Origin of the sequence: Leptolyngbya sp. Cla-17 (assembly GCF_016807185.1) — a bacterium.
Taxonomy (GTDB): Bacteria; Cyanobacteriota; Cyanobacteriia; order Leptolyngbyales; family Leptolyngbyaceae; genus ULC077BIN1.
On record NZ_JAEVYN010000002.1, the window covers coordinates 826,842 to 851,346 of the forward strand.

Sequence of the window (24,505 nt, forward strand, 5' to 3'; positions counted from 1 at the left end):
GATAAGACGACACAGGGTAAGGGTTTAAGCCTCTAGTTTGTACCTTACGGGAACCGAAAACGCTATAGTGACGCGAAATGTTCAAGATTTTCAGCGCATTGCGGATTTAACAATTTTGAACCCATTTGAACCCTAGTATTCTGTCAAGAATTTTTTGAAGAGCTTACTCGCCTTCTGAATTTTAGTGACTAATACATTCATCGCAAAGATTATCGTTTGAATCAACTGGCTGAAATACCGCGCTGCATTTGACGGGCTTGAATGCGCTCTAGGCTACCCAGGGGAATGGCAGAAATGAGTTGGCGAGTATAGTCTTGCTGAGGCTGACGATAGACGGTTTCAGAGGAACCAATTTCTTCGATCGCGCCTTTGTTCATCACCATGATGCGATCGCTCATGAACTTCACTACGCTCAAATCGTGGGAAATGAAAATATAGGTTAGGTCAAGGTCGGGCTGATTTTGTAATTCCTTTAGCAAATTGAGTACTTGCGCCTGCACCGATACATCCAGTGCAGATACCGACTCATCGCAAATAATGAACTTGGGGTTCAACGCCAATGCACGGGCAATGCAAACCCGCTGACGTTGTCCTCCAGAAAACTCGTGTGGATAGCGATTTAAGGCATCGGCAGTCAGTCCAACCCGTTCTAACAGTTCTTGGGCACGGCGGCGCTGTTGCTCCCGATCTTTTGGCTTGCTGTGGATCTGCATCGGTTCCATGATCGCTGCCCCTACCGTCATGCGGGAGTCAAGAGAGCTAAACGGATTTTGAAACACAATTTGCAGATCTTGTCGTACGCGGCGGAGTGCTTTAGGCGGTAACTGAGTAATGTCTTGCCCGTCGAAGATAATTTGCCCTTCCATTGGCTTGATCAGTTGTAAAATACTGCGCGCCAAGGTGGATTTGCCGCAGCCCGATTCGCCAACTAATCCCAAGGTTTCGCCGGGATACACATCGAAACTGACATCATTCACCGCCATAAAGTAGCGTTTGGTTTGCCCAAAAATACTGCGAATCGGAAAGCCAACCCGCAGATTTTTGACGGAAAGCAGCGGCGTTTTTTTCTCTAAATCGGCAAGCCGTTGGGTCATTTCCTCGGGACTAACTTCCTGTGCCATCTGAAACGCCCGATTAATGTCGGTTTCGCGCTCTTCAATGATCATGTTGCCATCTTTGCCAGTGCTGACCTGCATGAAATCGGAGACGGTGGGGAGTTTTCGCAGGCGGCGATCGAGTTGGGGACGACAGGCAAGCAAGCCTCTTGTATAAGGATGCTGCGGATTAGAAAAGATCTGCCAGACGGGTCCCGCTTCAACAATTTTGCCTTGATACATGACGGCAACTTGGTCAGCAATTTCGGCAATGATGCCCAAATCATGGGTAATGAACATGATCGACATGCCGCGTCGATCGCCGATCTGTTCTGCTTGAGCATCTCGCAGATCGCGCAATAAATCCAGAATTGTTGCTTGAACCGTCACATCTAGGGCGGTAGTGGGTTCGTCGGCAATTAGCAACGCTGGATCGCAGGAAATTGCCATCGCGATCATGACCCGCTGCATTTGTCCGCCGGATAGCTCATGGGGGTAGCGGTTAAGAAAGGCAGAAGTCAAGCGATCGCGCTCTCGGCGGTTGCCATTAAACTGCTGATCCAGTTGCTCATTGCTGGGCAGCAGGCGAACTTCTTGCAACCGGGCGATCGCTTCTTGGGCCGCTTCTTCCTTAGAAAGCCGCTTGTGTAGTCGAATCGCTTCCACTAATTGAAACCCAATCGTATAAACCGGATTCAAAGAAGTCATCGGCTCCTGAAAAATCATGGAAATTTCGCTGCCGCGATAGTCTTCTAATCGGCGATCGGATAGTTTTGCTAAATCGACGGGTTGTGTTTGGTCGCCTCTGCCCCAAAACAAAATCTCCCCATTCGTCACTTTTCCTGGCGTAGGCACCAATCCCATCACTGCCAGCGAAGTGACCGACTTGCCCGAACCTGATTCGCCCACAATTCCCAAGGTTTGCCCTCTTTTCACCTCAAAGGAAATTCCCCTTACGGCTTCAACAGTTTTTCCATCGCTCTGGAACTGCACTTCCAGGTTATTCACTTGCAAAACGGTGTCATTCATTGGGGACAGGAACAAAAAGTTTCTTGGATTTTAACAGTCTCTTAACGTTGTGGGGCGCTAGGTTTTAGGTTACGGGTTTCCAGTTAAGCCTTCAACATGAGCGTTCAGGCAAACGCAGAGACTGGTGAGAGTTGAGCGTAGTTGGAAACCCGATGGCAATTTTGTATAACCACTTATTTTTGTATAACCACTTATCCTTTAGCAACGGCGATCGCCCGGACATCCACTCCTTGGTCAAACAAAATTCGGGGTTTCAATACAATACCTAACAAGAGCAGCAGCGATCGAAATTCTCCAGGACTATTGCGCCGTTTCCATTGCCCTGGGCGACAAAACAGCATTTCCACTAATCTTCGGTGGTCAGTTCCAGGGATGGCATCAAATTGGATGCGGACGGTAACAAATTCATCCTGTATGTCCGTCCGAATTGCGGTGCCCGTGAGTTGTAGCGCTTCCTCTAAAATGTTGACTGTTACAGGAATTTCATTTGAATCCAACAATGGAAACCCGGTTTGAGTCAAGGCAACTTCTACGCCTCCTTCCGAAACCATCGTGGTCACGCCCCAAAAGGTAGGATGTGGCAGGTGTGAAGTGTGAGGGGTGATTTGCACCGTGCGCCGCAGATCAAACCAGTCATAGGGATCGGGACGTGGCACATCCATCAAAATCAGCAGGGCAATGCTCAGCATCATCAGGTTATAGCTGCTCCAAAGCCAACCAATGCCTAGACCCTTAATCGATTCAGAGCGAGCTAGGGCTTCTATGGGGTCAATCGGAGCGGCAGCCCATCCTCCTTTGATCATGCACATACCTAAGTTTCGCCACAGGCTGATGGCAGTGATGATGAAAAACGCAAGCAGGGGAATGGCCAGGTTCCAGTTATAGGAATAGCGATCGCTAGAGGTGCCCTTGGGCGTGACGTTGAACCCTCTGGAAAACGGGTTTAGCATCACTTGAATCACCGTCCACGCAAGCGGTACTGCCAACACCAGCGAGTAAATATCGGACAGAAGCGCTGAACGAGAACGGTAGTTCAGCCACGAAAACACCGACAACTGCACCACGTAGTAGGGCAAAAAGAAATACAGCAGTTGCTCTTCTGTGGCTCGTACTGGAATCACGCTGAGAAACGAATACGCAAGGGGCATCACCAGAAAGCCCACGCGCGATAGGCTCGTAAACCAGTGGAGTAAGCCTTCCAGGTGCGCCAACCGCTGCAAGGGCGTGAGTCCCCGAATAGTCAGGGGATTGGATTCAATAAAAAAGGCTTGCAACGTTCCCCGTGCCCAGCGCAATCGTTGAGTGGCATGGGCAGCCATATTATCTGCCGCCAACCCGGCGCTCAGCTTCTCATCCAGGTAGACCAGTTGATAGCCTTGGGCGGATAGGCGAATTCCAGTAAAGTAATCTTCGCTAAGGGATTCGGTGACAAAGCCGCCCGTGGCTTCCAAGGCAGTACGGCGCACGACAAAAGAGGTGCCCGAACAAATGACGCTGCCTGCTGCATCGCGAATGGGCTGAATTTGGCGATAAAACACTTCTTCTTCGGAAGTGAGTACATTTTCTAGCCCCAGGTTACGAGCGATCGGGTCAGGGTTATAAAAGCTTTGCGGTGTTTGTACCAGTGCCACCTGTTCGGCTTGGAAGAAGCCAATGGTGCGGGTCAAAAAATTGCGGGTGGGAATGAAATCAGCATCAAATACGACAATCAAATCGCTGTGGGTTTGGGCAAAGGCATAGTTGAGGTTGCCCGCTTTAGCATGACGGTTATCGGGGCGGGTCATGTATTCGCAGCCTAATTCGGCGGCAAGGCTGCGAATTTCTGGACGGTGAGTGTCATCCAGCAGATAAATCTGTTTGTTGTCGTAGTCCATTGCCTGACAGCCGATGATGGTGCGGCGCAGCACAAATTCTGGCTCGTTGTAGGTGGGAATGAAGACATCGACGGACGGCGTAAACTGCCCGCTTATCACAGCGATCGCGTTTTGGTCTGCTTCCTCTTGGCGATCGCGCACTCGCAGCATCAACAAAAGCTGAATCGTGCTACTTCCCATCATCAACATTTCTAGAAAAAATAATCCCAGGCTAAAAACGCCGTTGGTGGGATCGGCAAGGTTCAAGGTAGAGATCGATCGCCACAAAATGTAGCGCACCGTCAACGCTAAAAGAACGCTCACAACCACGATTCGCGCCCATCCTCGCGGTTGAGGAGAAATCCACATCACCCCTAATGCGATGATTAGCAGCAACACTGTTGGAACGAAAATGTAGTTCCCTGCCATCATTGGAACTTGCAACCACCAGGGTGGAACTTTTTGCAGCGTATTGAGTTGTTCAAAAAGCCGAGGAATCAATCCTTCTCCGGCAAACCAGGCGGCACAAATCGCCGCTGACAAGCCAACAACGCTCACCAAAACGAGGGTAGCCGCTTGAGGACGCACTATCCGTCGTCCCCGATTTTTCAATCTTCGACGTACAGCCTGAGAAATCGCCATCAATGCTTCTCCATCTGATCGAGAACTGAGTTGATTGTGAACTATTCTTTAAAAACTCAACGTGATCAGGGTCGCTTGCTGAGTCTACTCCAGGTGTTCTAAAAATTACTGAACATTTAATACCAATGTGATCTAAATGATTCAATCTCTGATGCTGTTTATTCTCGCTGGCCTGTGTGAAATCAGCGGCGGATACTTGGTTTGGCTCTGGTTACGTGATGGAAAAAGTCTCTGGTTTGCTGCCATGGGCATAATACTGTTGGGCCTATACGCAGTTCTTCCCACACTGCAAGCTGCCAATTTTGGCAGAGTTTACGCCGCTTACGGTGGAGTTTTTGTTGTGCTTGCTATTCTCTGGGGATGGATGGTCGATCGCATCATTCCCGATAAGTTTGATGTGCTGGGAGGCGGAATCGCGCTGATAGGCGTTTTCATTATCATGTATGTTCCTAGACAGTAGAGCCGTTATTTCTTGGGCTTATTGAGATATACGTTGCTCGTCTACCATTGGATCACTCACGATCGCATCACCGAATAAATAGGAGCCAAACACCAGACAAGGTGATCAAGACACCAAAAACGGCCCTGATGCTAACTTCTTCACCCGTAGCGATCGCAAAAGGGATAACAAATAGAGGGCTAGTGGCGCTCAGAGATTGGGCGATCCCGGTGGGTGCATACTTCAAAGCAATTTGCTGCAACCAAATGCCTAAGTAAGTGCTAGCAAACGCCGCCATGATGACGATTCCCCAGAGTCGGCGCGATCGCAGCGGTGCCAGTTTTTGAATCGGATGCTTCTGGATTACAAACCCTATCAATAACATTAAGATTCCCGCCAGCAGCCGAATTAAGGTACTCCACAACGGATCGATATCGGTTTCAGCTAAGGCGGCTCTTGACAAGACTGCACCGAGCGCCTGTCCTACGGCTGCTACCAGACCTGCAACGATGCCTCGCAAGGGTGGATGAGCCAGCGTTCCATTCGAGTGGGGAGATCGCTCTAGCACGACCCAAGTCACCCCGGCGATCGTTAGCCCAATTCCCAGCCATGCCAAGGGTGCCAGTTGTTCCTGCAAAAAAATCAGCGCTAGCAAGGCACCCAAAGGGGGTGACAGCGATTCCAGCACTAAGGCTCGGCTTGCTCCCAAGGAATTTAGGGCTGCAAAATAGGCTGTATCGCCGATGCCAATGCCAATTACGCCGCTGAGGAGGAGCAGCAGTAATGGTACTAAGCTCACGCTGGGTAGAAGCTTGCCGAAAAATAGCAGAGTTAAGAGCAACAGCGCGATCGCAATCAGCCCCTTGACGAGATTCAGCACTAATGGCGGTAGTTGCCGTCCCACTCCGGTATAAACGACAGACGCAGCCGCCCAAATAAACGCGGCACTAAGCGCCGCTATTTCTCCCCGGAAATCAGCTAGCATCCACGATCACCAGTTCCACATCACGGGATTGTCATCCAGATGATCAGTAACAATTTGCCCGATCGCGCTGATTTCTGCCAAATCGTCTGGAGACAATTTCACATCGGCAGCAGTGGCATTGGCGATCGCCTGGTCAGCATGACGAACTCCTGTAATTGCCTGGGTTTGGGGTTGGGCAATCAGCCATGCTAAGGACAAATTGGCAAGACTGGTTTGGTAGCGATCGGCGATGGGTCGTAGTTTCGCCAGTGCCTCCTGTGCCCGAACAAAATTGTCGCCTTGAAACAGTTTATTCTTCGCCCGATTATCGGCGGGATCAAACTGGTGATTGGCTGAAAATTTTCCGGTCAGCAATCCTTGTGCCATGGGTGAGTAGGCAAGGATAGAAATTTGATTGGCGATGCAGTAGGGCATTGCGTCTTTTTCCACTGATCGCCAAAACAAAGAATAGGCAGGCTGTAAGCTATCAATTCGTCCATATTGGGCAGCCTCTTCTAGCTGAACCCGCGAAAAATTAGACACGCCAATTGCCCGAATTTTGCCCTGCTGTTTCAAATCATTTAAGGCGCGCATGGTTTCTGAGATCGGCACTATTTCGCTGCCAAACGCTCCCGCAGGCCAATGAATTTGATAGAGATCAATATGATCGGTTTTCAAATTTTTGAGAGAACTGTCACAGGCAGCAAGCACTTGCTCATATTTCAAATGATTGGCGAACACCTTGGTCATGTAAACCGCCTGGGAACGCACCTCAGCCAAGGCTTCCGCCACGATTTGCTCGGAGTGCCCCTTCCCATAAACTTCAGCAGTATCAACCGTGGTAATGCCAGCATCAAATGCCGCCCGAATTGCCTGAATCGTTTCAGCATCTTCCACGCCAACCCACATATTTTTACCTGCTTGCCAGGTGCCTGTGATAATGGGCGTAATCCGAATTCCAGATAGTCCTAATTCTCTTGTCTCCATGCCGCTCGTCCTTTAGGAATCCTTTGGTGGAAGGGTCGAAAGCCCCTTTTACTGTAGTGGTAAGCCGCAGGGGAAGAAACAATTTCTAAAAAAATATCTCTTGAGATAGAGTCTGATGTTTTGTTTTACGCTAAATTTGCTGTGGCTGTCTTGTAGTCGTCCTTGCGTAGGCTACACAGGTTCATTTATTTAGCAGAAAGATTTTTATGACGGCTCAAAATGTAGTGATTTCCGTGATCGCTGGTAGTTTTAGCGGATATTTAGCGACTCCAGACTCCCCCACAGGTGCAGGGATTCTGCTAATCCAAGAGATTTTCGGGGTAAACTCAGTCATGCGGCAAATCGCTGATTCTTACGCGGAAGCAGGTTATTTTGCTTTGGTGCCCGATTTGTTTTGGCGGCTGGAACCCAACATAGAGCTTGATCCGCAATATGAAGATCAACTCGCTAAAGCCTTTGATTTGTATCAGCGCTTTGATGTGGATAAAGGCATGGAAGATCTACAGGCATCCCTCAACTTCCTGCGGCACTATCCCGGCTGTAACGGGAAGGTTGGCAGCATCGGGTTTTGTTTGGGCGGCAAACTGGCATATCTGATGGCAACTCGCACCGATGCCGACTGCAACGTCAGCTATTACGGCGTGGCGATCGAAAGCAGTTTGGCAGAAGCCACAACCATTCAAAGGCCGCTGATTTTGCATCTTGCCGAAAATGACGAATTTTCTTCAACCGAAGCGCAGGCAACGATTCAGCAAACCCTGAAGGAGAATTCACTCATCACGATTTACAGTTATGCCGGGGTCAGCCATGCCTTTGGTCGGGTAGACAGTGCGGCTTATCGGGCAGAAGCCGCAGAACTGGCAAGCGATCGCACCCTGGCATTTTTGCAGCAGCACTTGAGCTAGAGACAAGAAAATCGAAGCCGCATTCTCAGGAGCCATTCCTACTTGACCGCACCCTCTAAATAAATTGACATTGACACTGCCAGCCTGTTTCGGATAAAACTGCGGGAAGTGTGTTTTGTGAGGATTAGGAATGAAGGGACGATTGCCATACGTCTGGGGTGTTTTGCTGCTAACGATCGCGATCTCTCATCCGGCTGCTGCCCAGATCATTGGACAATCGAATAACCAAGCACCTCCTAGTACCACACCCAGTGTTAAAGCCTCTGATCTGGTGATTACGCCTCGTGTTGGAGTCGGCTATACCACTCCTGGCGGTGGCTACGACGGTTTTGCCAACATTCAGGGATTCATTCCCCTCAAGCAAACTCCCGGCAAAAACTTGCTGTTTTTAGAAGGGCGGTTTCTGCTGGATAATGATGCGAATCCCGGTGGCAGCTTGGTTTTGGGCTATCGCGCCTATCAAACAGCCGCGAATCGAATTTATGGCGCATATCTTGCCTACGATAACCGCGACACTGGCTCCAACGTATTTTCTCAGGTGGGGCTGGGGTTGGAAACCCTGGGCGAAGGTTGGGATGCGCGGGTGAATGGCTATATTCCCGCTGGCAACACTCGTCAAACCGTACGAGAAAACACGATCGCATCCAATTCTTACTTGGTTGACAGTACGCGCTTTCAAGCCAATCAGTTGGTGGTATCTGGCACCCGGCAACAGTTGACTATCCGCGATTTAGAAGCGGCAATGGCGGGGTTTGATGCCGAAGTGGGCGGCAGACTGGTCAAGTTTCCTGATGATGGCGGCGATCTGCGGGGCTATGGCGGTTTATATTACCTGAGTGCAGCGGGTAGCCCCAGTGTGGTGGGTGTGCGCGGCAGGTTGGAAGCACGGGTCACTGATAATCTGCTGCTGGGCGTTGCTGTGCAGCATGATGGTTTGTTTGGCACCAATGTTTTTGGGACGATCGCCCTGACGTTGCCGGGAGTTCGCCCCAAAGGAGCGGCTCCTAAATCGCTGCTGGCACGCATGGCAGAATCTCCGACACGCATTGGTACGATCGCGATCGATCATCAGCGTGAAACCACCAGCATCACTGTCCCCGTCAGCGATTTGACAATAGATAATCCGACGACTGGACAGCCCTATTTCTTTCAGCATGTGATTGTAGGGCGAAGCGGCGGCGATGGCACCATTGAAAATCCGTTTGGTGTGATCGATTCTGCTCTAGCAGCGACGCGATCGGATGGCAATTCCATTGTGTATGTACAAGCAGGCACCAATTCTGGTATTCCCGCATTTACTGTTCGCGATCGCGTCCAAGTACTTTCTACTTTCCCAACCCAAATCATTCCTGCCGCCTTTCAAGGACAACGAATTCCTGATGTGCGCTTGGATTTATCGGGAATTGGTGCCATTCGTCCCACTGTGAACGGCACAATTACGATGGGCAGCGATACAGTGCTGTCTGGCTTCAATATCACTAGCACCACTGGCGCGGGAGTTACCTTTAACAACATCAACCGTGTTGAAATTCGAGATAATGTCATTCAGAACACCGCCGATGCTGGAATTTTGGGCAATGGCGTGGCGATCGCCAATATTTTTCGCAACCAGATCACATCGGCTCGGAACCAGGGCATTTATCTGCAAAATGTTGGCATCGCCAATATAACGGACAACACTGTTGCCAATACTCTTGCAGGCACTACGACCATCGCCAATCCGATTACTGGCGATATTGCGATCGGGGGGATTACCATTCCCAATCCTGGTAGCATTATTCCCCTCCCCAGCGGTCAGGGCATCGTCATCGCCACAACCAGCGGCGACACCAACATTGCCCGCAATACAGTTACAGGCACTGCTACTCAAGGCATCGTATTGCTAAATGCTAGAGGGAATACCGCGATCGCGGATAACAGCATTACAAATACTATTGGAGCCGATTTCACGACTAATATTCCGCCCCTCGGTAATATCACTCTTACCACCGGTCAGGGCATTGTTGTGGCGGGTGTGAATGGCAACTTGGAGGTCAGTCGCAACACGGTCAACACTGTGCGTGGACAAGGTATTGCCGTAGCAGGCGCACTCAATGGCACTACGACCCTGGCGAATAATACGGTTCGGAATGCGGTTGATCAGGGGATGGTAATTGCTGGAACGTCTGGTACTACCAATATTTTTAACAATCAAATCAGTGACATAGCAACTCGTAACCTCGCCATCGCCAACCCCATTGGAATTGGACCCGCCGTCATTAATGTTGCCACTGGGCAAGGACTGACGCTGATTAACTCCATTGGCACGGTAAATATTACAGGGAATACCATTGAGCGAGTGCAAGGCGCATTCTCCACTGCCCCTGCTCCAGATGCGGGACAAGGAATCGCTGTTGCTAACTTCTCCGGGCAGGTGAATCTCAACATCACCAATAACCAGATTCGTAACAACTTCAACGATGCAATTTTAGTTGGCTTGTTAGGCAGACCGAGTGGCACCACTTCTGCCGCCACCGCCAATATAACCATTGCTGACAACACCTTAGAAAATAACGGTGGTGCGGCTCCGGTGCGTGGAGATGGCATTGCGATCGGCATAGAACAGGATGCAGTAGTCAACAACTTGCTGATTGAAAATAATATTATTCGCGGCAATGGCGACGAAGGCATCGACATTCGCCTGGGTCTCCAAGCAGTACCAATCGTAAATCCTACCTCTGCTCGTCTAACTGGCACGATTCGTAACAACACCATCACAAATAATGGACAAAATGGTGTTCAAGTAGAAGCTCGTGGTGGCACGATCGCCAAGATTGTGATCGCTAGCAACAACTCCAGCAATAACGGGCAACGAGGACTTTTTGTCACCACCAGCAACATTATCCTGCTAGGAACCCCCCAGATCTCAGCCGATATTCGACTGAATACCCTTACAGCTAATGCAGGCGGAGGAACTGGGATACTGACGACAACATCTGGCGTGCCACCATCTGCCCCTCAAAGTATTTGTGTCAACCTAGTCGGAAATATCAGCACCAATGCATCTGCTATCACGAATACAGCAAATGTATTTGGACCGAACACGTTGACAGTTGTGAACCTGGCTTTGGTCAACGCGAACAATACAGGAGGAGTAACATTTGCTGGCGTTCCAGCCCCCGTAGACGTACCCGCTTGTCCATAATCCATAGATTCCTGTCTTGTAAAATCAGACATGGATACACTGATAGATGATTGCCCTCACAGATTTGCTTTAGCTAGGGCTTGCATGACCCTAACTTGAAATGTCAAGGCACAATTGTATAACGTTCGTAGTGCTAGCAAGGGCTCTTCATTCATGACTGAACTTAAAGAAAACATCTTCGTAGAGCCGACTCAAGCGACTGCGATCGCCTATAACATTGAGCAAGCCGTCCGGGAACGCTACGAAGCTGGAGCGCAACAACCAGAAGCATTATTGTGCTGCCCAACCGATGGCTACGACTCCCGCTATTTAGAAATATTGCCCCAAGAAATCATCGAGAAAGATTACGGCTGTGGTGATCCGACTCGCTATGTGAATCCGGGTGAAACGGTGGTTGATTTAGGGTCAGGAGCCGGAAAAAACTGCTACATCTTGGCGCAACGGGTGGGTGCAGCGGGACAAGTCATTGGCGTAGATTTCAACGAAGAAATGTTAGCCCTATCGCGCAAATATTTAAAGGAAATAGGTGACAAACTGGGTTATCGCAATCTGGAATTTGTTAAAGGCAAAATTCAAGATTTAGCTTTGAGCCTCGATAAGATGGAGTCTTGGTTGCAACAAAATCCCATTACAACCCTGAATGGGGTTACCGCTTTTGAGGCAGAGCGCGATCGCCTCCGCAGTCAAGTTCCGCTCATCGCCAGCGATCTCGTCGATGTCGTCATTTCCAACTGCGTGCTGAATCTTGTCCAGCCTCAGGATAAACAGCAGTTGTTTGCCGAGATTTTTCGTGTGCTGAAACGAGGCGGACGGGCAGTGATTTCGGATATCGTGTGCGATGAAGACCCCAGCCCAGAAATTCTCAGCGACCCCAAACTCTGGAGTGGCTGCATTGCCGGAGCATTTCGTGAACACGCCTTTTTGGAGATGTTTGAACAGGCGGGTTTTCACGGCATCGAAATCTTGGCGCGTCAAGAGGCACCCTGGCAAATCATTGATGGCATCGAGTTTCGGTCGATGACCGTCCGAGCTTATAAAGGCAAGCAAAGTTCACGCCTAGAACGGAACCAAGCTGTGATTTATAAAGGTCCCTGGAGCGCCGTCCAAGATGATGATGGACATACCTTGTATCGGGGGCAGCGGATGGCGGTCTGCGACAAAACCTTTGAACTTTATACCGACCCCCATAGCCCCTATCACCAAGACTTGATTCCTGTATTACCTCATACCGCGATTCCACTTGAATCGGCCCCGGTGTTCGATTGTTCACGAGATTCACTACGCCATCCTGGCGAAACTAAGGGCGTAAATTATCGCGACACGATCTTGGATGATGGCAGCGCATGTTGTTCTCCAACCGCAAGCTGTTGTTAGCTCAGAGGTCATGATGTATCGGCGGCTCATCTGAGCCTGAGCCGCCGATGCATTTTGCCTAAACTAAGAATGGGTTCCTATTCACTCGCAGCTTTTTTTGCCAAATTCTGCTTTATTTTTTGCCACTCTATGCACTTAGAGCCTTTAAAGTTCATTTTTTACGAGATGTTAACTTAGTAGTTTTTTTATAACTATTGTTTATTTAACTAAACAGAATAACTAAAGTTAGTCTTATCTAAAGTGCTCTGAATCCTGATATGATTCAGTCAAGATGCCTCTTTACGCATCAAACGCATTGAGTCTAAACCATTTGCTCTGGGTTTTCTAGAGTTTTAGCAGGTTATTTCTCTAGCTACATTCGGGCAAGTGCCAAGCTTCCCAAGACTTCACTTAGTGTTGTCCAATTTTCTTGGCGTTTTTCGATTTGTACGGCGGTTTCTCCACAGGAGAGTCGCAAGGTTTTTTAGATTCAGTTTACAAAGGGAGATTTATGTCTTACGCGCAAACTAGAACCCAGGCAAAAGCTGGGTACAAGGCTGGGGTACAGGATTACCGCTTGACGTACTACACCCCAGATTACACGCCAAAGGATACAGATATCCTGGCAGCATTTCGGGTCACGCCTCAGCCTGGAGTTCCTTACGAAGAAGCAGCAGCAGCAGTAGCAGCTGAATCTTCTACCGGAACCTGGACAACCGTTTGGACTGACTTGCTGACCGACCTCGATCGCTACAAAGGTCGTTGCTACGACATCGAACCTGTTCCGGGTGAAGATAATCAGTTCATTGCTTACATTGCCTATCCTTTGGATTTATTTGAAGAAGGCTCTGTAACCAACCTGTTGACTTCTCTTGTTGGTAACGTGTTTGGCTTCAAAGCACTGAAGGCTCTCCGTTTAGAAGATTTACGGATTCCTGTTGCTTATCTAAAGACGTTCCAAGGTCCTCCTCACGGTATTCAGGTAGAACGCGACAAGATCAACAAGTATGGTCGTCCTTTGTTGGGTTGCACAATTAAACCTAAGTTGGGTCTATCGGCGAAGAACTACGGTCGCGCTGTTTACGAATGTCTGCGCGGTGGCTTGGACTTCACCAAAGATGATGAAAACATCAACTCCCAGCCTTTCCAACGGTGGCGCGATCGCTTCCTGTTCGTAGCCGATGCTATCCATAAAGCTCAGGCTGAAACCGGTGAAATCAAAGGTCACTACCTCAACGTCACCGCTCCCACCTGCGAAGAAATGCTGGAACGGGCTGAGTACGCCAAAGAACTCAAAATGCCCATCATCATGCATGACTTCTTGACTGCTGGCTTTACCGCCAACACTACCTTGGCAAAATGGTGCCGCGCCAATGGAGTGCTGCTGCACATCCACCGCGCCATGCACGCTGTCATAGATCGCCAAAAGAACCACGGTATTCACTTCCGTGTCTTGGCGAAGTGCTTGCGGATGTCTGGTGGTGACCACATTCACACTGGAACTGTTGTGGGCAAACTAGAAGGCGACAAAGCCATCACCCTTGGTTTCATCGACCTATTGCGTGAAAACTACGTTGAGCAAGACCGCTCTCGTGGTGTGTACTTCACCCAAGACTGGGCATCTATGCCCGGTGTCATGGCAGTAGCGTCTGGTGGTATCCACGTATGGCACATGCCTGCCTTGGTGGAAATTTTCGGCGACGATTCCGTCCTACAATTCGGCGGCGGCACCCTGGGTCACCCTTGGGGTAATGCTCCTGGTGCAACCGCAAACCGCGTTGCCCTAGAAGCCTGCGTTCAAGCCCGGAACGAAGGTCGTGACCTCATGCGTGAAGGCGGAGACATTATCCGCGAAGCTTGCCGTTGGTCTCCTGAGTTGGCAACTGCTTGCGAACTGTGGAAAGAAATCAAGTTTGAGTTTGAAGCGCAAGACACGATCTAACGATCAGCCGCTAGTGATGAGTTTTGAGTTTTGAGTTAGTTCACTGTTAGCTGTTAGCGATTCACTGTTCGCTGATAATCATCCGAACTCGTCGCTGAATCCTAATAGCCGATAGGGTCATTACACTCAAAATTCAAAACTTGAAACTCAAAGCTTTTCTATGGATCTCAAGCAGATTGCGAAAGACACAACAAAAACCCTGATTAGCTACGTCACTTATCAGGCGTTGCGAGTGGTGATTGCCCAGTTAGATGAAACTGAACCGAAGCGGGCTTACTGGTTACGCCAGTTTTCCCTTCGAGTCAGCGTTCAAGATAGCGAAGTCTATCTAACGGCGCTTTTTCAAGAAGAACAGCGGATCGCCTTTCGCCTTCTAACGGTGCGAGAACATGTTGTTGAGGAAATGGCAGATTACCTACCGGAAATGCTCCGCACGGGAATCCAACAAGCCAATTTACAGCAGCGGACTCAGCAGTTAGAACGGATGACACAAACCGATCCGGCTGCATCTGCAAGCCATCCTGAACAAGCCGAACAACCTGAACAGGAATCTGGCTATCAACCCGACAGCTATTAGCAAATACGCTAGAAGCTCTTGAATTGCAACTTTCAACCTTTAAACACTACCGAGGATTTTCATGAAGACTCTCCCTAAAGAGCGGCGTTACGAAACTTTCTCCTATTTGCCTCCCCTGACGGATGCTCAAATTGCTCGTCAAATTCAATACACCATTGACCAAGGTTTCCATCCTGCGGTTGAGTTTAATGAAGACTCCAATGCAGAAACCTACTACTGGACTCTGTGGAAATTGCCAATGTTCAACTGCTCTTCTCCTCAAGAAGTGCTAAACGAAGTGCAACAGTGCCGCTCGGAATACGGCAACTGCTATATTCGCGTGGTTGCATTTGACAACATCAAACAGTGCCAAGTCATGAGCTTCATCGTTCACAAACCCGGCAGCACAGGCAACACCAGCGGCGGCAGCGGCTACCGCTACTAAAGTGCTGAATAATTAAATGATCTAGGGTGGGCAGCGATGTTCCACCCTATTTTTGTGTATGGTCAGAATTTCCATCCCTCGCACCCAAGCGAAACTTTTCGACTGCATCTAGCAAGTTAACGGCAAAGGTGAGCGGCGACAGATATGACCGAAACGAATGAAGTCTCTGTACGTTCGCTCCACTGGGTTGGTAGGTTTTTACTAGGTTAACAAACCCATTTGATTGGGCTCATATCCAATGATGTTAAAGCCTTCGTCTGCGGTCGGGGTTTGAAAATATGAGGTGATGTAGTCAAAATCTGTCTCAGACATGATCATCGAACCTTCAGGCTGTTCAGCGTTTCGTTTCCGCAATTGCTCTTTGCACAATGAGTCAGACGCAACAATGTAATGAAGTACATGATTTACGTTAGCGGCTTCAATTATTGAACGAAACCATTGTCGCTGAGAAGGAACATTGCCTGGAAAATCTAGAACAACAGATATTCCCTGCGCAAGAATGTCTTGCACGTGCCGTAAGACAAAAGGTTTTAAGCGTGACGAATACTTCAAATAATCCTCAAAGGTACTAATCTCTTCGGGATACAACTTCGATAACCAGATGTCTTCACTGATCAGAATGGCATTATGGTCTGATGCCAACTCTCTCGACAACGTTGTCTTTCCTGATGCCATTTTTCCGCAGAAAAAGTGCAGAACGGGCTCGGTTTTCACGATTCACCACCGTTGCATTTCTCAAGTGAACTGAATAAGCCTAACTACTGTTTATGCGGACTATTTCCGCATAGTAACCATCATATGAAAGATTATCAGGACTTTTTCCATATATCTTCATGAATAGGGGATTATCGAAGACTCTTTCCGTGTAATACCCTCTTGCAGGAGTTATTGAGAGACACTGTCCTAAAGCTTCTTTGAAAAAGCGGATCAGTTCACGGACATGATCAAGCACCTGACCATCGGTGCTAAGTTGAGCGATCGCTGTCATACTTTTGAACGTGCAACGCGTGAGTTTTCAGAGTATGCAATCATCTCTTTTTAGTCCTGCCTTTGCGGTTTGGAATCAACGTCAAGTCCTTCAGCAAAAGCGCGATCGCCTGCAAGCATTGTTTCACGCGGTTAACGATCCAGACTCTTTAACACTGTCTCAGTGGGTTCATTTATATGCAGCGGTGTTGGAGTTTAAGCCGGATTTAGTGTTGGAGTTGGGGCGAAATGTGGGTAACTCTACCTGCGCCTTTACAGAGGCAGCAAATCAAATTGGAGAGTGTCGGGTAGTCAGCTTGTGCCGGTCAACGAACTGGCAAGAGTCTACCCAAGCGCGAGTCAGCCAAATTGTTCCGGCTGAATGGTTTCAGCCATTGGATGCGCGAGTCGCAGACATTTTACAGGTTGAGGCTAAAGCGCTTTTAGGAAATAGTCAGCGAGTTTTGGTGCTGTGGGACGCTCACGGCTTTGATGTTGCTGAGTACATGTTGGGTTCATTGATGCCTTTACTAAAAGACCGTCAGCATATTGTTCTGGTGCATGACATTACTGATTTGCGATACCACGCGGGACAAGAGAGCTATGGTGATAAGCCTCTGTGGAGAGCAGGAAACGATGATGTTTATAGTGACCATACTGTCAGGGTTGTGTTGGGGCATCTTTCTTCAGCAGTCGAGCAAGCGATCGCCCTAGTTGACTTTACCTCCCGCAATCATCTGCCTCTGCACTCAGCCGATGAGAGTTTTTATTCTGAATTGAGCCAAGAGCAAAATAATGTTCTGAGAGACTTATTAGGAGATGAACTATTTTCTCGTAATGCTCATTGGTTTTGGTTTTCGCTCAATGAAACAAATGAAAGTGCGCTGATTCATTTTCCAAAATTCACCTCACCAGAGTTGGACAGGCACTTAAACAAGCCGGCATCTAGCTCTCACTTGAATACAGATCAGCTAAACGCTGAGGTTGCCTTGCTGAAAAGTACGATTGCTGGAATGGAAAGCAGCAAGTTTTGGAAAATCAGGCTGCTTTGGTTGAAGTTGAAAAAGCTGTTGGGTATTCATCAGACATAGCTTTCTCCTTGGCAAAATTGCTTGAGAAAGCATGGTTTGAGGTCACTTAGGACGTGCAAATAAGAACAAAATTGCCTGAACAATATTAAGCTTCTTTGAAAAAGCGGATCAGTTCACGGACATGATCAAGCACTTGCCCATCGGTACTCAATTGAGCGATCGCGTTTCTGCCTTCCCGCGACAACCGCTCATGATCGGCTTGGTTCGTAGCTTTTAGGTTTTCGTGAGCAGTGGCAAGTTGGGTCAAGTCTTGTCGCAGAGCGGTTGTCAGTCGTTGGAAAGTGGCAGCTTGGCTATCCAAATTTTCAACGTTAAATTGATACTCTAATTGCTGTAATTTGCTTTCTACCTGAGTTAAGCGATCGCGCACTTCCATCACATCTTCACGGGGATAGCGCACCGTTTGCCCAATGCTTTGCAGCCGATCTGCCAGGTATTGATAGAGCGCGATCGCCGGACGCAAGATGGTGAACAGCAACGCCGCCGCCGAACTGATGTAGCCAATGCTGCTGATGCCTGTCGCTGCCAGCGCATATAGCCCCACCGCAGACAGAAGATGTAGGGCGATCGCCGCCCACAGCGATCGCTGGGCTAACTGCTGCACATACCGCATCTGTGACTCATCCACAGCAATCCCTTGTTTGTGCGACTCTGCCACATCCGCCAATACTGCCTTTGCTCCAAAGTGAATATTCCAGGGCACCGTCACAATCACCAGCAGCCACCAAAAGCTCGCAGCGCCGACTAGCCAATCTAGAAAATTGCCTGATGGAACATGTAGTAGTTGCAAAACACCGAATATCCCTAAAACTAATATTGCTAGGGCGATCGTATAAACAAGGAACCCACCCGTATCTCTAGAACCCATTGCTTTAACTGTTACATCTGAGTGTTATCCTTCATCTTGTATGAGCATTTTTTTGCACGCTGTAAATCTGTGCCACTTTATAGAGCGTTTTCCAGATTGCACTTGCAACCTTCACAGCAGTAAAACTGCCTTACAGAAAAATCACCCTCACTTCAACTTCGTAACAATTCTTGATACTATTCGTAATAGTTCTTAACACTTATGCGCTGAGAGCGCTTTGGAGATTCGTAGATGGCATTTAATATTGAGTCCGCTCGTTCTATTTTTTCAGGAACGCTCGCTGCTAATGTCGTTCCTACAACGATTGAGTCCTTTAATCAACTCGGTGCAGAAGATCAGCTAGCGCTGATTTGGTTTGTCTACACTGAAATGGGCAAAACCATCACTGTTGCTGCGCCTGGAGCTGCCAACATGATTTTGGCACAAGGCATTCTTGAGCAAATTAAGCAAATGCCTCCAATGGCGCAAACCCAAGTCATGTGCGACTTAGCAAACCGTGCCGATACGCCCATTTGCCGCTCCTATGCCTCTTTTAGCATGAATATTAAGCTGGGTTTTTGGTATCAGCTAGGCGAATGGATGGCGCAGGGTTTGGTTGCTCCAATTCCAGAGGGATACAAGCTTTCAACCAAAGCGGCAGGTGTGCTGCAAGCGGTTCGGGATGCTGATTCGGGTCAACAGATCACCATCTTGAGAAACATGGTTCTTGAAATGGGATTTGATCCAAACGCACCTGGCAGCTACAAAAAAATAGAAGATCCCGTGGTGGTGCCAACCGATATGGCATCTCGGAGCAAAGTCACTATTGAAGGGATTGATAACCCCACGGTCTTTGACTACATCAATAATATGAATGCCAATGACTTTGAAGCGGCAGTTGATCTATTTGACGCTGAGGGTGCATTGCAGCCTCCATTCCAAAAACCCATTGTGGGTCGGCAGGCAATCTTGGCATACATGCGAGAAGAATGCCAAGGGCTGAAAATGATGCCAGAACGGGGCGTTGCTGAAGCGCCTGATCAAGGCTACACGCCAGTTAAAGTCACGGGCAAGGTTCAAACTCCCTGGTTTGGTGCTAGCGTTGGCATGAACATCGCATGGCGCTTTTTGCTTAATCCTGAAGGCAAAATTTTCTTTGTGGCGGTTGACTTGTTGGCATCGCCTAAAGAACTTCTTAACTTAGTTCGTCGTTAAGTGCTAAGTTTTTTCCAAAAATTGCAAATCTAAAATTGGGTAGGGTGAGCTAGATTCGCCCTACTTTTTTTGATCAGTTTTCGAGCCAAACTGGAGTATGCAAATTATTGAGAGTGAATCATGTCACAGTGGAATGCTCAGGATTACGCTAAAAGCTCGTCAGTGCAGGCAATCTGGGCGCAAGAGCTAATTGCAAAACTTAATATCAGGGGCAATGAAGCTGTTTTCGATGTGGGTTGTGGTGATGGCAAAATGACGGCTGAAATAGCGAAACGTTTGCCCAATGGATTTGTTTTAGGAATTGACAGCTCATCCGAAATGGTGGAGTTTGCGATCTCCGAGCATCTACAGCCAGCGATCGCAAATTTGCAGTTTGCCTGCATGGATGCCCGTGAAATTGTCAGCGACTCTTTTCCAGAGAGGCTGCGCGATCGCCCCTTTGATATTGTCTTTTCTAATGCGGTGCTGCACTGGGTAAACGATCATCCAGCGTTTTTGCGAGGAGCTAGTCGGGTATTGCGATCGGGCGGAAGGCTGCTCACTTCTTGCGGCGGCAAAGGCAACGCTGCTGATATTGTGAGCGTGTTTCAGGCGTTAATCCAGCAATCCTCTTGGCAACCTTATTTCACCAACTTTCAGTTTCCTTACTTTTTCTACAGTCCACACGAATACGCTGATTGGCTAGCTGAGTCTGGCTTTCAGCCTGTGCGAGTGGATCTGGTGCCGAAGGATATGATTCACACTGGCAAAGAAGGTTTAGCTGGCTGGATTCGGACAACCTGGATGCCCTATATTCATCGAGTGCCAGAATCCCGACGAGAGGAGCTGATCGAAGAATTTCTTCAAAAGTATTTAAACCAGCATCCCCTTGATTGCCAGGGAAATTCCCATGTCAAAATGGTGCGGCTAGAAGTCGAAGCAATCAAGATTTAGCAGATGGATGCGGTTGGTTGAATCTATGAAATATGTGTATGAAACGATCTCGATCGCCCAACGGATTCTGACTGAACTGGGACGACGGCAACGCAGCTTAGTTTTTTGGGGTGTGTTTCCCATCGCGGTACTGCTGCTGAATGGGCTGATTTTTGCTGAGCGCTCTAAAACGGCGTTACCAGAACCGCTGACGTTGGGTCAAGCACTGGAGCGATCTGCACCCGCCACCTTAGTTGGCGCAGCGCTATTCTTTAGTTGTTTGGGCGGCAGTGTTGCCACGGTCGTTTCAGAACGAGAACAGCGCACCTTGAAGCGATTATTTCTCAGCCCGTTGAGCGGCATCTCCTATTTTTTAGGAATTGGGTTGGCACTAAGCGCGATCGCGATCACCCAAACTCTTTTGGTTGGAGGCGTTGCGATCGCCCTTGGCGCAGAGTTTAAAGGGTCACCTTTCCTTGCCGCCGCGATTATTCTGCTGAGCATTCTGTCCTATGTTGGCGTGGGCTTCATTTTGGGCACCCAACTTGCCCGTCGCACTGAAGACGTAAATACCCTGGTCGCCGCTTTTGGTGTGCCCCTACTGATTTTGGGCGGTGCCTTTGTTCCAGCCTTCATCTTTCCCAAAAGCTTACTTAATCTTGCTCAATACAATCCCATCTATCACATGACGGAAGCCTTGACTAAAGTCTTAGCAGAAGGAAGAAACTTGTCAGACATTGCCCTGAATTTCTGGTTTCTTATCGTTTTTGCTGTGTGTATGGTTGTCTCAGGCTGGCTTTCCTATCGCCGCATGATTCAGGTAGAGAGAAGGTTATAGAAGATCTCAAAGGTTGGGTATCTGTCAGCCACATTATTTTTCGCTATTCGCCAATCGTCCTATGCTCAATATCCAGCATCTTTACAAAAGCTACGGTCAAAAAGAGATTCTGCAAGACTTGAGTTTGTCGATCGCAGCAGGGCAAATTTATGGGCTATTGGGACCAAACGGGGCAGGCAAAACCACCACGATCAATATCCTTTGTAACTTGCTGAAGGCGGATAGCGGCACGGTGCGAGTCAATGGACACGCTGTTTCTGAGAAAACAAAGTATTGGATTGGCGTAGCTCCCCAAGAAACCTTAGTGTATCGATCGCTCACCTGTGCCGAAAATCTTGGTTTTTTTGCCAATTTGTATGGTGTGCGGGGCAAGGAAAAAGCTCGACGGGTGCAAACTTGCTTAGAGGCGGTGGGATTGGCAGAACGGGCAACCAGTTTGGCAGAAACGCTGAGTGGTGGAATGCAGCGCCGACTCAGTTTGGCGATCGCCCTGATGCATCAACCCAAACTGCTGATTCTTGATGAGCCGACGACAGGGCTAGATGTAGAAGCCCGGTATGAGTTATGGAACCTAATCCGCCAGCTTAAAAATCAGGGCATCACGATTTTGCTGACGACTCATATGCTGGATGAAGCCGAACGTTTGTGCGATCGCATTGGCATCCTCAAGCAGGGCAAACTATTGGCAGAAGGAACTCTGGCAGAACTGCGGCAGTGGATTCCTGCTCAAGAAGTCGTCACGGTTCAGACAACGGACGAACCCACTGCGATCGCTCGTGCTACTGAGCTTGGCTTTGTTCATCGTCGCTATGGTGGCGATCTTGCTTTTTGGTTGCCCCAAAGCCTTGAACTGAAAGAGATTGTGGCATTATTTGAGAATATTCCTCTCAGTTCGATCGCTCGACAGCCCGTTCGTTTGGAACATATCTACTTAGAAGTCACGAACACTATTCATGTCCACGCCTGACACCATTCGCGCCCATCGTCACTCTAGTCATCATCGGCAAGAGATTTTAGCCAGCCAACAATGCGGCTGCTTTTATTGCGGTGCCATTTTTTCGCCTCAGCAGATTCAGGATTGGACAGATGACTTCGAGGGAATTGGAAATACGGCACTGTGTCCCCACTGCGGCATTGATTCGGTGATTGGCTCTGAATCTGGCTATCCCATCACCCAACCATTTCTCGCTCAAATGCAACAGCATTGGTTTTCCTAAACCACTCAATGCATAAAGTTAGGTCGCTGGTGTTGGTTTGTCTGAAGGGCTTGCTCTAGTGTCGCCCAGTTAGATTGCTCAATGTGGTCGATCGCCTGGTCAAGCTGATTTCGGTAGGCATAGAGCGATCGCAATAGTGCCTCTTGATTGTATTTGGCCATCATCACGCCCAGTTCAGGATTGCCGCCGCCCACTCGGCTAGTATCCCGAAAACCTGAGCTAGCCAGCTTTCTTGCCAATTCCAACACCGCTTTGTCCGCCTCGCTGTGACAAGCAGAAATTAAACTAGTGCTGACCATGACAGGTAGATGGGAAATCCAGGCAACCGCGCGATCGTGTTCCTCTGGAGAACAGCAGTAAACCTGTGCTTGCAGCGATCTCGCCAGATCTTCCACCCGCTGCACCGCTTCCGGCGGTGTCGTTGCCATCGGGGTTAGCACATAGGCACAATTTATAAATAACTCCCGTTGTGCGGCTTCAATACCGCTCTCCGCAGTGCCCGCCATCGGGTGCCCACCCACAAAATTTGCCCACTTTGGCGCGATCGCCTGCATCACCCACCCTTTTACAGACCCCACATCCGTCAACACGGCATCTGGTGATAAATGAGACAGAATTTCATCTACAACAGCTTCCATTACACCCAGCGGCGTACACACAAACACCACATCTGCGGGTCGCAAAAAGTTGGGACTCACGCTGGCATCATCAGCAACGCCCCGTGCTATCGCCCGCTCACAGGTTTCCGGCTTGCGGCTCACTCCTAAAACACGATGTCCTTGTGATCGAAAATCTAGCCCCAATGAGCCACCAATCAATCCCAGCCCGACAATTCCAATAATCATGCTGTTTTGGTTACAAGAACTAGATGGTCTATCAAATTAGTTTGGTATGACTTTTTTTGTCGGCTAAATATGAATGCGATAGCAATTATCAATTTGTAGACATGTGCATTCAGCGGGCACTGGGTCGCAATGGTTATGACATTCGCAAAAAAACTTGGTCAATCAGCAAAGCATCAACTAAATAGGTAGTGCTTTTTCACATCACTAAGAATGTCCCAGGTGCAAGTCATGCCAGCCGGAAAAATGACCAAGTCGCCCTTACCCATCGTCACAGGCTGCCTACCTCTTGGCGTAACAATGACTTCTCCTTCCAAAAAATAGCAGGTTTCCGAATTGCCGTAATACCAAGGAATTTTAGAGACTTCCTTCGTCCAAATATCCCAACTGAAAACGCCAAGCAGTTCCAAACGTTTTTGGCTCGGTTCGTGTTCTACTTTAATTTTCATGAATGTGATGAAGAGTTCGATTCTAGATTGTAGCGGTGAAGCAGAGTGGCGATGAAAGATGCGGCGGTAGTGCGTGTGGGTTGCCCCTTAAAAGGATGCTGCCAACCTCGAACCCGGTGCGGCGATCTCCACAGTTCCAAATGCTCCACTGCTGGCTCTGCATAAAAGCTAGACTCTCCGGCACCCAACAGTGCGGAACTCCAGTGGGTAAAGTGGTCGTGACTAAGGCGATGGATCGGAAAATTTCCCCACAGAGGCATACCCCAGCCATCCAAAGCAATCAATACTTGAATGGTGCCACCGAGCGTCTGCCAACCTTGTGCTGTCGCGATTGCGCCAACGACTCCTGCGCTGAAGGCAATTAGTGCGATTGGGGGTCTCAAACTCTGTTCTAAGCCTGGTTGATTCAACTGTTCATGTAGCCATCGCAGAATATCTAACCCAGAGTAAGCTGGATAGCGATCGCTAGGAAAAACGAGCAGTTGTAAGGTGCTTATATCTATGGCACCTGCCAAACTCTGGATAAAAGAGTTTGTTAGCTCAGGTTCATGTATTCCGGGGCACACCACAACCCGCATTTTCTCCTTTTCGCTTCCAATTGTTTCAGCCAATCTGCTATTTATCATGTTTAATGTTCATCCCCCCGGTAGGGATGTTAGCCTATGATAATCATGAAATCTCACTGGTTATCTTTCTAAGCTAGTTGGTCAGTAGAGATTCTTGAGCTAACTTTTT

Annotated in this window: 22 protein-coding genes; 13 read left to right on the forward strand and 9 right to left on the reverse strand. The window is 48.8% G+C overall.

The window, feature by feature from the left end; genetic code table 11:
• Window positions 1-221 precede the first annotated feature (221 nt).
• Both JOY44_RS14970 and JOY44_RS14975 read right to left on the reverse strand, forming a co-directional pair.
• Window positions 222-2,123: an ABC transporter ATP-binding protein gene (locus JOY44_RS14970; RefSeq protein WP_171574455.1), complete on the reverse strand. Its 1,902-nt coding sequence runs from the start codon at window positions 2,121-2,123 to the stop codon at window positions 222-224.
• A gap of 191 nt (window positions 2,124-2,314) precedes the next feature.
• Complete coding sequence (locus JOY44_RS14975) at window positions 2,315-4,618, reverse strand: glycosyltransferase (protein ID WP_171574456.1); 2,304 nt, start codon at window positions 4,616-4,618, stop codon at window positions 2,315-2,317.
• A 136-nt stretch (window positions 4,619-4,754) separates the two neighbouring features.
• On the opposite strand from JOY44_RS14975, the gene JOY44_RS14980 reads away from it, so the two are divergent.
• A complete protein-coding gene (locus tag JOY44_RS14980) occupies window positions 4,755-5,078 on the forward strand; it encodes a YnfA family protein (protein WP_171574457.1) in 324 nt (107 codons plus the stop codon).
• Between the two features lie 67 nt (window positions 5,079-5,145).
• On the opposite strand, the gene JOY44_RS14985 is transcribed toward JOY44_RS14980, so the two are convergent.
• Both JOY44_RS14985 and JOY44_RS14990 read right to left on the reverse strand, forming a co-directional pair.
• Window positions 5,146-6,042: a DMT family transporter gene (locus tag JOY44_RS14985; RefSeq protein WP_171574458.1), complete on the reverse strand. Its 897-nt coding sequence runs from the start codon at window positions 6,040-6,042 to the stop codon at window positions 5,146-5,148.
• A 6-nt stretch (window positions 6,043-6,048) separates the two neighbouring features.
• Window positions 6,049-7,008, reverse strand: a complete 960-nt coding sequence (locus JOY44_RS14990; protein WP_171574459.1) for an aldo/keto reductase — start codon at window positions 7,006-7,008, stop codon at window positions 6,049-6,051.
• Window positions 7,009-7,214: 206 nt separating this feature from the next.
• On the opposite strand from JOY44_RS14990, the gene JOY44_RS14995 reads away from it, so the two are divergent.
• From JOY44_RS14995 to JOY44_RS15020, 6 genes are all read left to right on the forward strand, one after another.
• Window positions 7,215-7,913 carry a dienelactone hydrolase family protein gene (locus JOY44_RS14995; protein ID WP_171574460.1) on the forward strand — a complete coding sequence of 233 codons (699 nt, stop codon included), beginning with the start codon at window positions 7,215-7,217 and terminating at the stop codon, window positions 7,911-7,913.
• A 130-nt stretch (window positions 7,914-8,043) separates the two neighbouring features.
• Entirely contained in the window at window positions 8,044-11,097 is a 3,054-nt protein-coding gene (locus JOY44_RS15000) for a right-handed parallel beta-helix repeat-containing protein (RefSeq protein WP_171574461.1), read from the forward strand.
• Between the two features lie 153 nt (window positions 11,098-11,250).
• Complete coding sequence (locus JOY44_RS15005) at window positions 11,251-12,471, forward strand: methyltransferase domain-containing protein (protein ID WP_171574462.1); 1,221 nt, start codon at window positions 11,251-11,253, stop codon at window positions 12,469-12,471.
• A gap of 490 nt (window positions 12,472-12,961) precedes the next feature.
• Window positions 12,962-14,392, forward strand: coding sequence for a form I ribulose bisphosphate carboxylase large subunit (locus tag JOY44_RS15010; protein WP_171574463.1), 1,431 nt, complete (start codon window positions 12,962-12,964; stop codon window positions 14,390-14,392).
• Window positions 14,393-14,552: 160 nt separating this feature from the next.
• On the forward strand, window positions 14,553-14,969 hold the full coding sequence (locus JOY44_RS15015) for a chaperonin family protein RbcX (protein WP_171574464.1): 417 nt from the start codon (window positions 14,553-14,555) through the stop codon (window positions 14,967-14,969).
• A 61-nt stretch (window positions 14,970-15,030) separates the two neighbouring features.
• A complete protein-coding gene (locus tag JOY44_RS15020) occupies window positions 15,031-15,393 on the forward strand; it encodes a ribulose bisphosphate carboxylase small subunit (protein ID WP_197985424.1) in 363 nt (120 codons plus the stop codon).
• A 201-nt stretch (window positions 15,394-15,594) separates the two neighbouring features.
• Here the strand turns inward: JOY44_RS15020 and JOY44_RS15025 are convergent, their stop codons facing one another.
• Window positions 15,595-16,107, reverse strand: coding sequence for an AAA family ATPase (locus JOY44_RS15025; protein ID WP_171574465.1), 513 nt, complete (start codon window positions 16,105-16,107; stop codon window positions 15,595-15,597).
• Between the two features lie 308 nt (window positions 16,108-16,415).
• Between JOY44_RS15025 and JOY44_RS15030 the strand changes: the two genes are divergently transcribed.
• A complete protein-coding gene (locus JOY44_RS15030; protein WP_171574466.1) occupies window positions 16,416-17,450 on the forward strand; it encodes a hypothetical protein in 1,035 nt (344 codons plus the stop codon).
• An 85-nt stretch (window positions 17,451-17,535) separates the two neighbouring features.
• Here JOY44_RS15030 and JOY44_RS15035 read toward each other — a convergent pair whose 3' ends face one another.
• Window positions 17,536-18,318 (reverse strand): hypothetical protein, encoded by a 783-nt coding sequence (locus JOY44_RS15035; RefSeq protein WP_171574467.1) that lies wholly within the window; start codon window positions 18,316-18,318, stop codon window positions 17,536-17,538.
• Window positions 18,319-18,549: 231 nt separating this feature from the next.
• Between JOY44_RS15035 and JOY44_RS15040 the strand changes: the two genes are divergently transcribed.
• The 5 genes from JOY44_RS15040 to JOY44_RS15060 all read left to right on the forward strand — a co-directional run bounded on the left by JOY44_RS15040 (window position 18,550) and on the right by JOY44_RS15060 (window position 22,479).
• A complete protein-coding gene (locus JOY44_RS15040) occupies window positions 18,550-19,512 on the forward strand; it encodes an orange carotenoid protein N-terminal domain-containing protein (RefSeq protein ID WP_171574468.1) in 963 nt (320 codons plus the stop codon).
• A gap of 120 nt (window positions 19,513-19,632) precedes the next feature.
• Window positions 19,633-20,445: a class I SAM-dependent methyltransferase gene (locus JOY44_RS15045; RefSeq protein ID WP_171574469.1), complete on the forward strand. Its 813-nt coding sequence runs from the start codon at window positions 19,633-19,635 to the stop codon at window positions 20,443-20,445.
• Window positions 20,446-20,470: 25 nt separating this feature from the next.
• Window positions 20,471-21,262, forward strand: a complete 792-nt coding sequence (locus JOY44_RS15050; protein ID WP_171574471.1) for an ABC transporter permease — start codon at window positions 20,471-20,473, stop codon at window positions 21,260-21,262.
• Window positions 21,263-21,323: 61 nt separating this feature from the next.
• A complete protein-coding gene (locus JOY44_RS15055) occupies window positions 21,324-22,229 on the forward strand; it encodes an ABC transporter ATP-binding protein (protein ID WP_171574472.1) in 906 nt (301 codons plus the stop codon).
• Complete coding sequence (locus tag JOY44_RS15060; RefSeq protein ID WP_171574473.1) at window positions 22,216-22,479, forward strand: cytoplasmic protein; 264 nt, start codon at window positions 22,216-22,218, stop codon at window positions 22,477-22,479. Before JOY44_RS15055 ends, JOY44_RS15060 begins: the two co-directional genes overlap by 14 nt.
• A gap of 5 nt (window positions 22,480-22,484) precedes the next feature.
• On the opposite strand, the gene JOY44_RS15065 is transcribed toward JOY44_RS15060, so the two are convergent.
• The 3 genes from JOY44_RS15065 to JOY44_RS15075 form a co-directional block, all read right to left on the reverse strand.
• Window positions 22,485-23,324 carry a prephenate/arogenate dehydrogenase gene (locus tag JOY44_RS15065; RefSeq protein ID WP_171574474.1) on the reverse strand — a complete coding sequence of 280 codons (840 nt, stop codon included), beginning with the start codon at window positions 23,322-23,324 and terminating at the stop codon, window positions 22,485-22,487.
• 173 nt (window positions 23,325-23,497) lie between these two features.
• Complete coding sequence (locus JOY44_RS15070) at window positions 23,498-23,770, reverse strand: cupin domain-containing protein (RefSeq protein WP_171574475.1); 273 nt, start codon at window positions 23,768-23,770, stop codon at window positions 23,498-23,500.
• Window positions 23,767-24,381, reverse strand: coding sequence for a hypothetical protein (locus JOY44_RS15075; protein WP_242541788.1), 615 nt, complete (start codon window positions 24,379-24,381; stop codon window positions 23,767-23,769). Before JOY44_RS15075 ends, JOY44_RS15070 begins: the two co-directional genes overlap by 4 nt.
• Window positions 24,382-24,505: the final 124 nt, after the last annotated feature.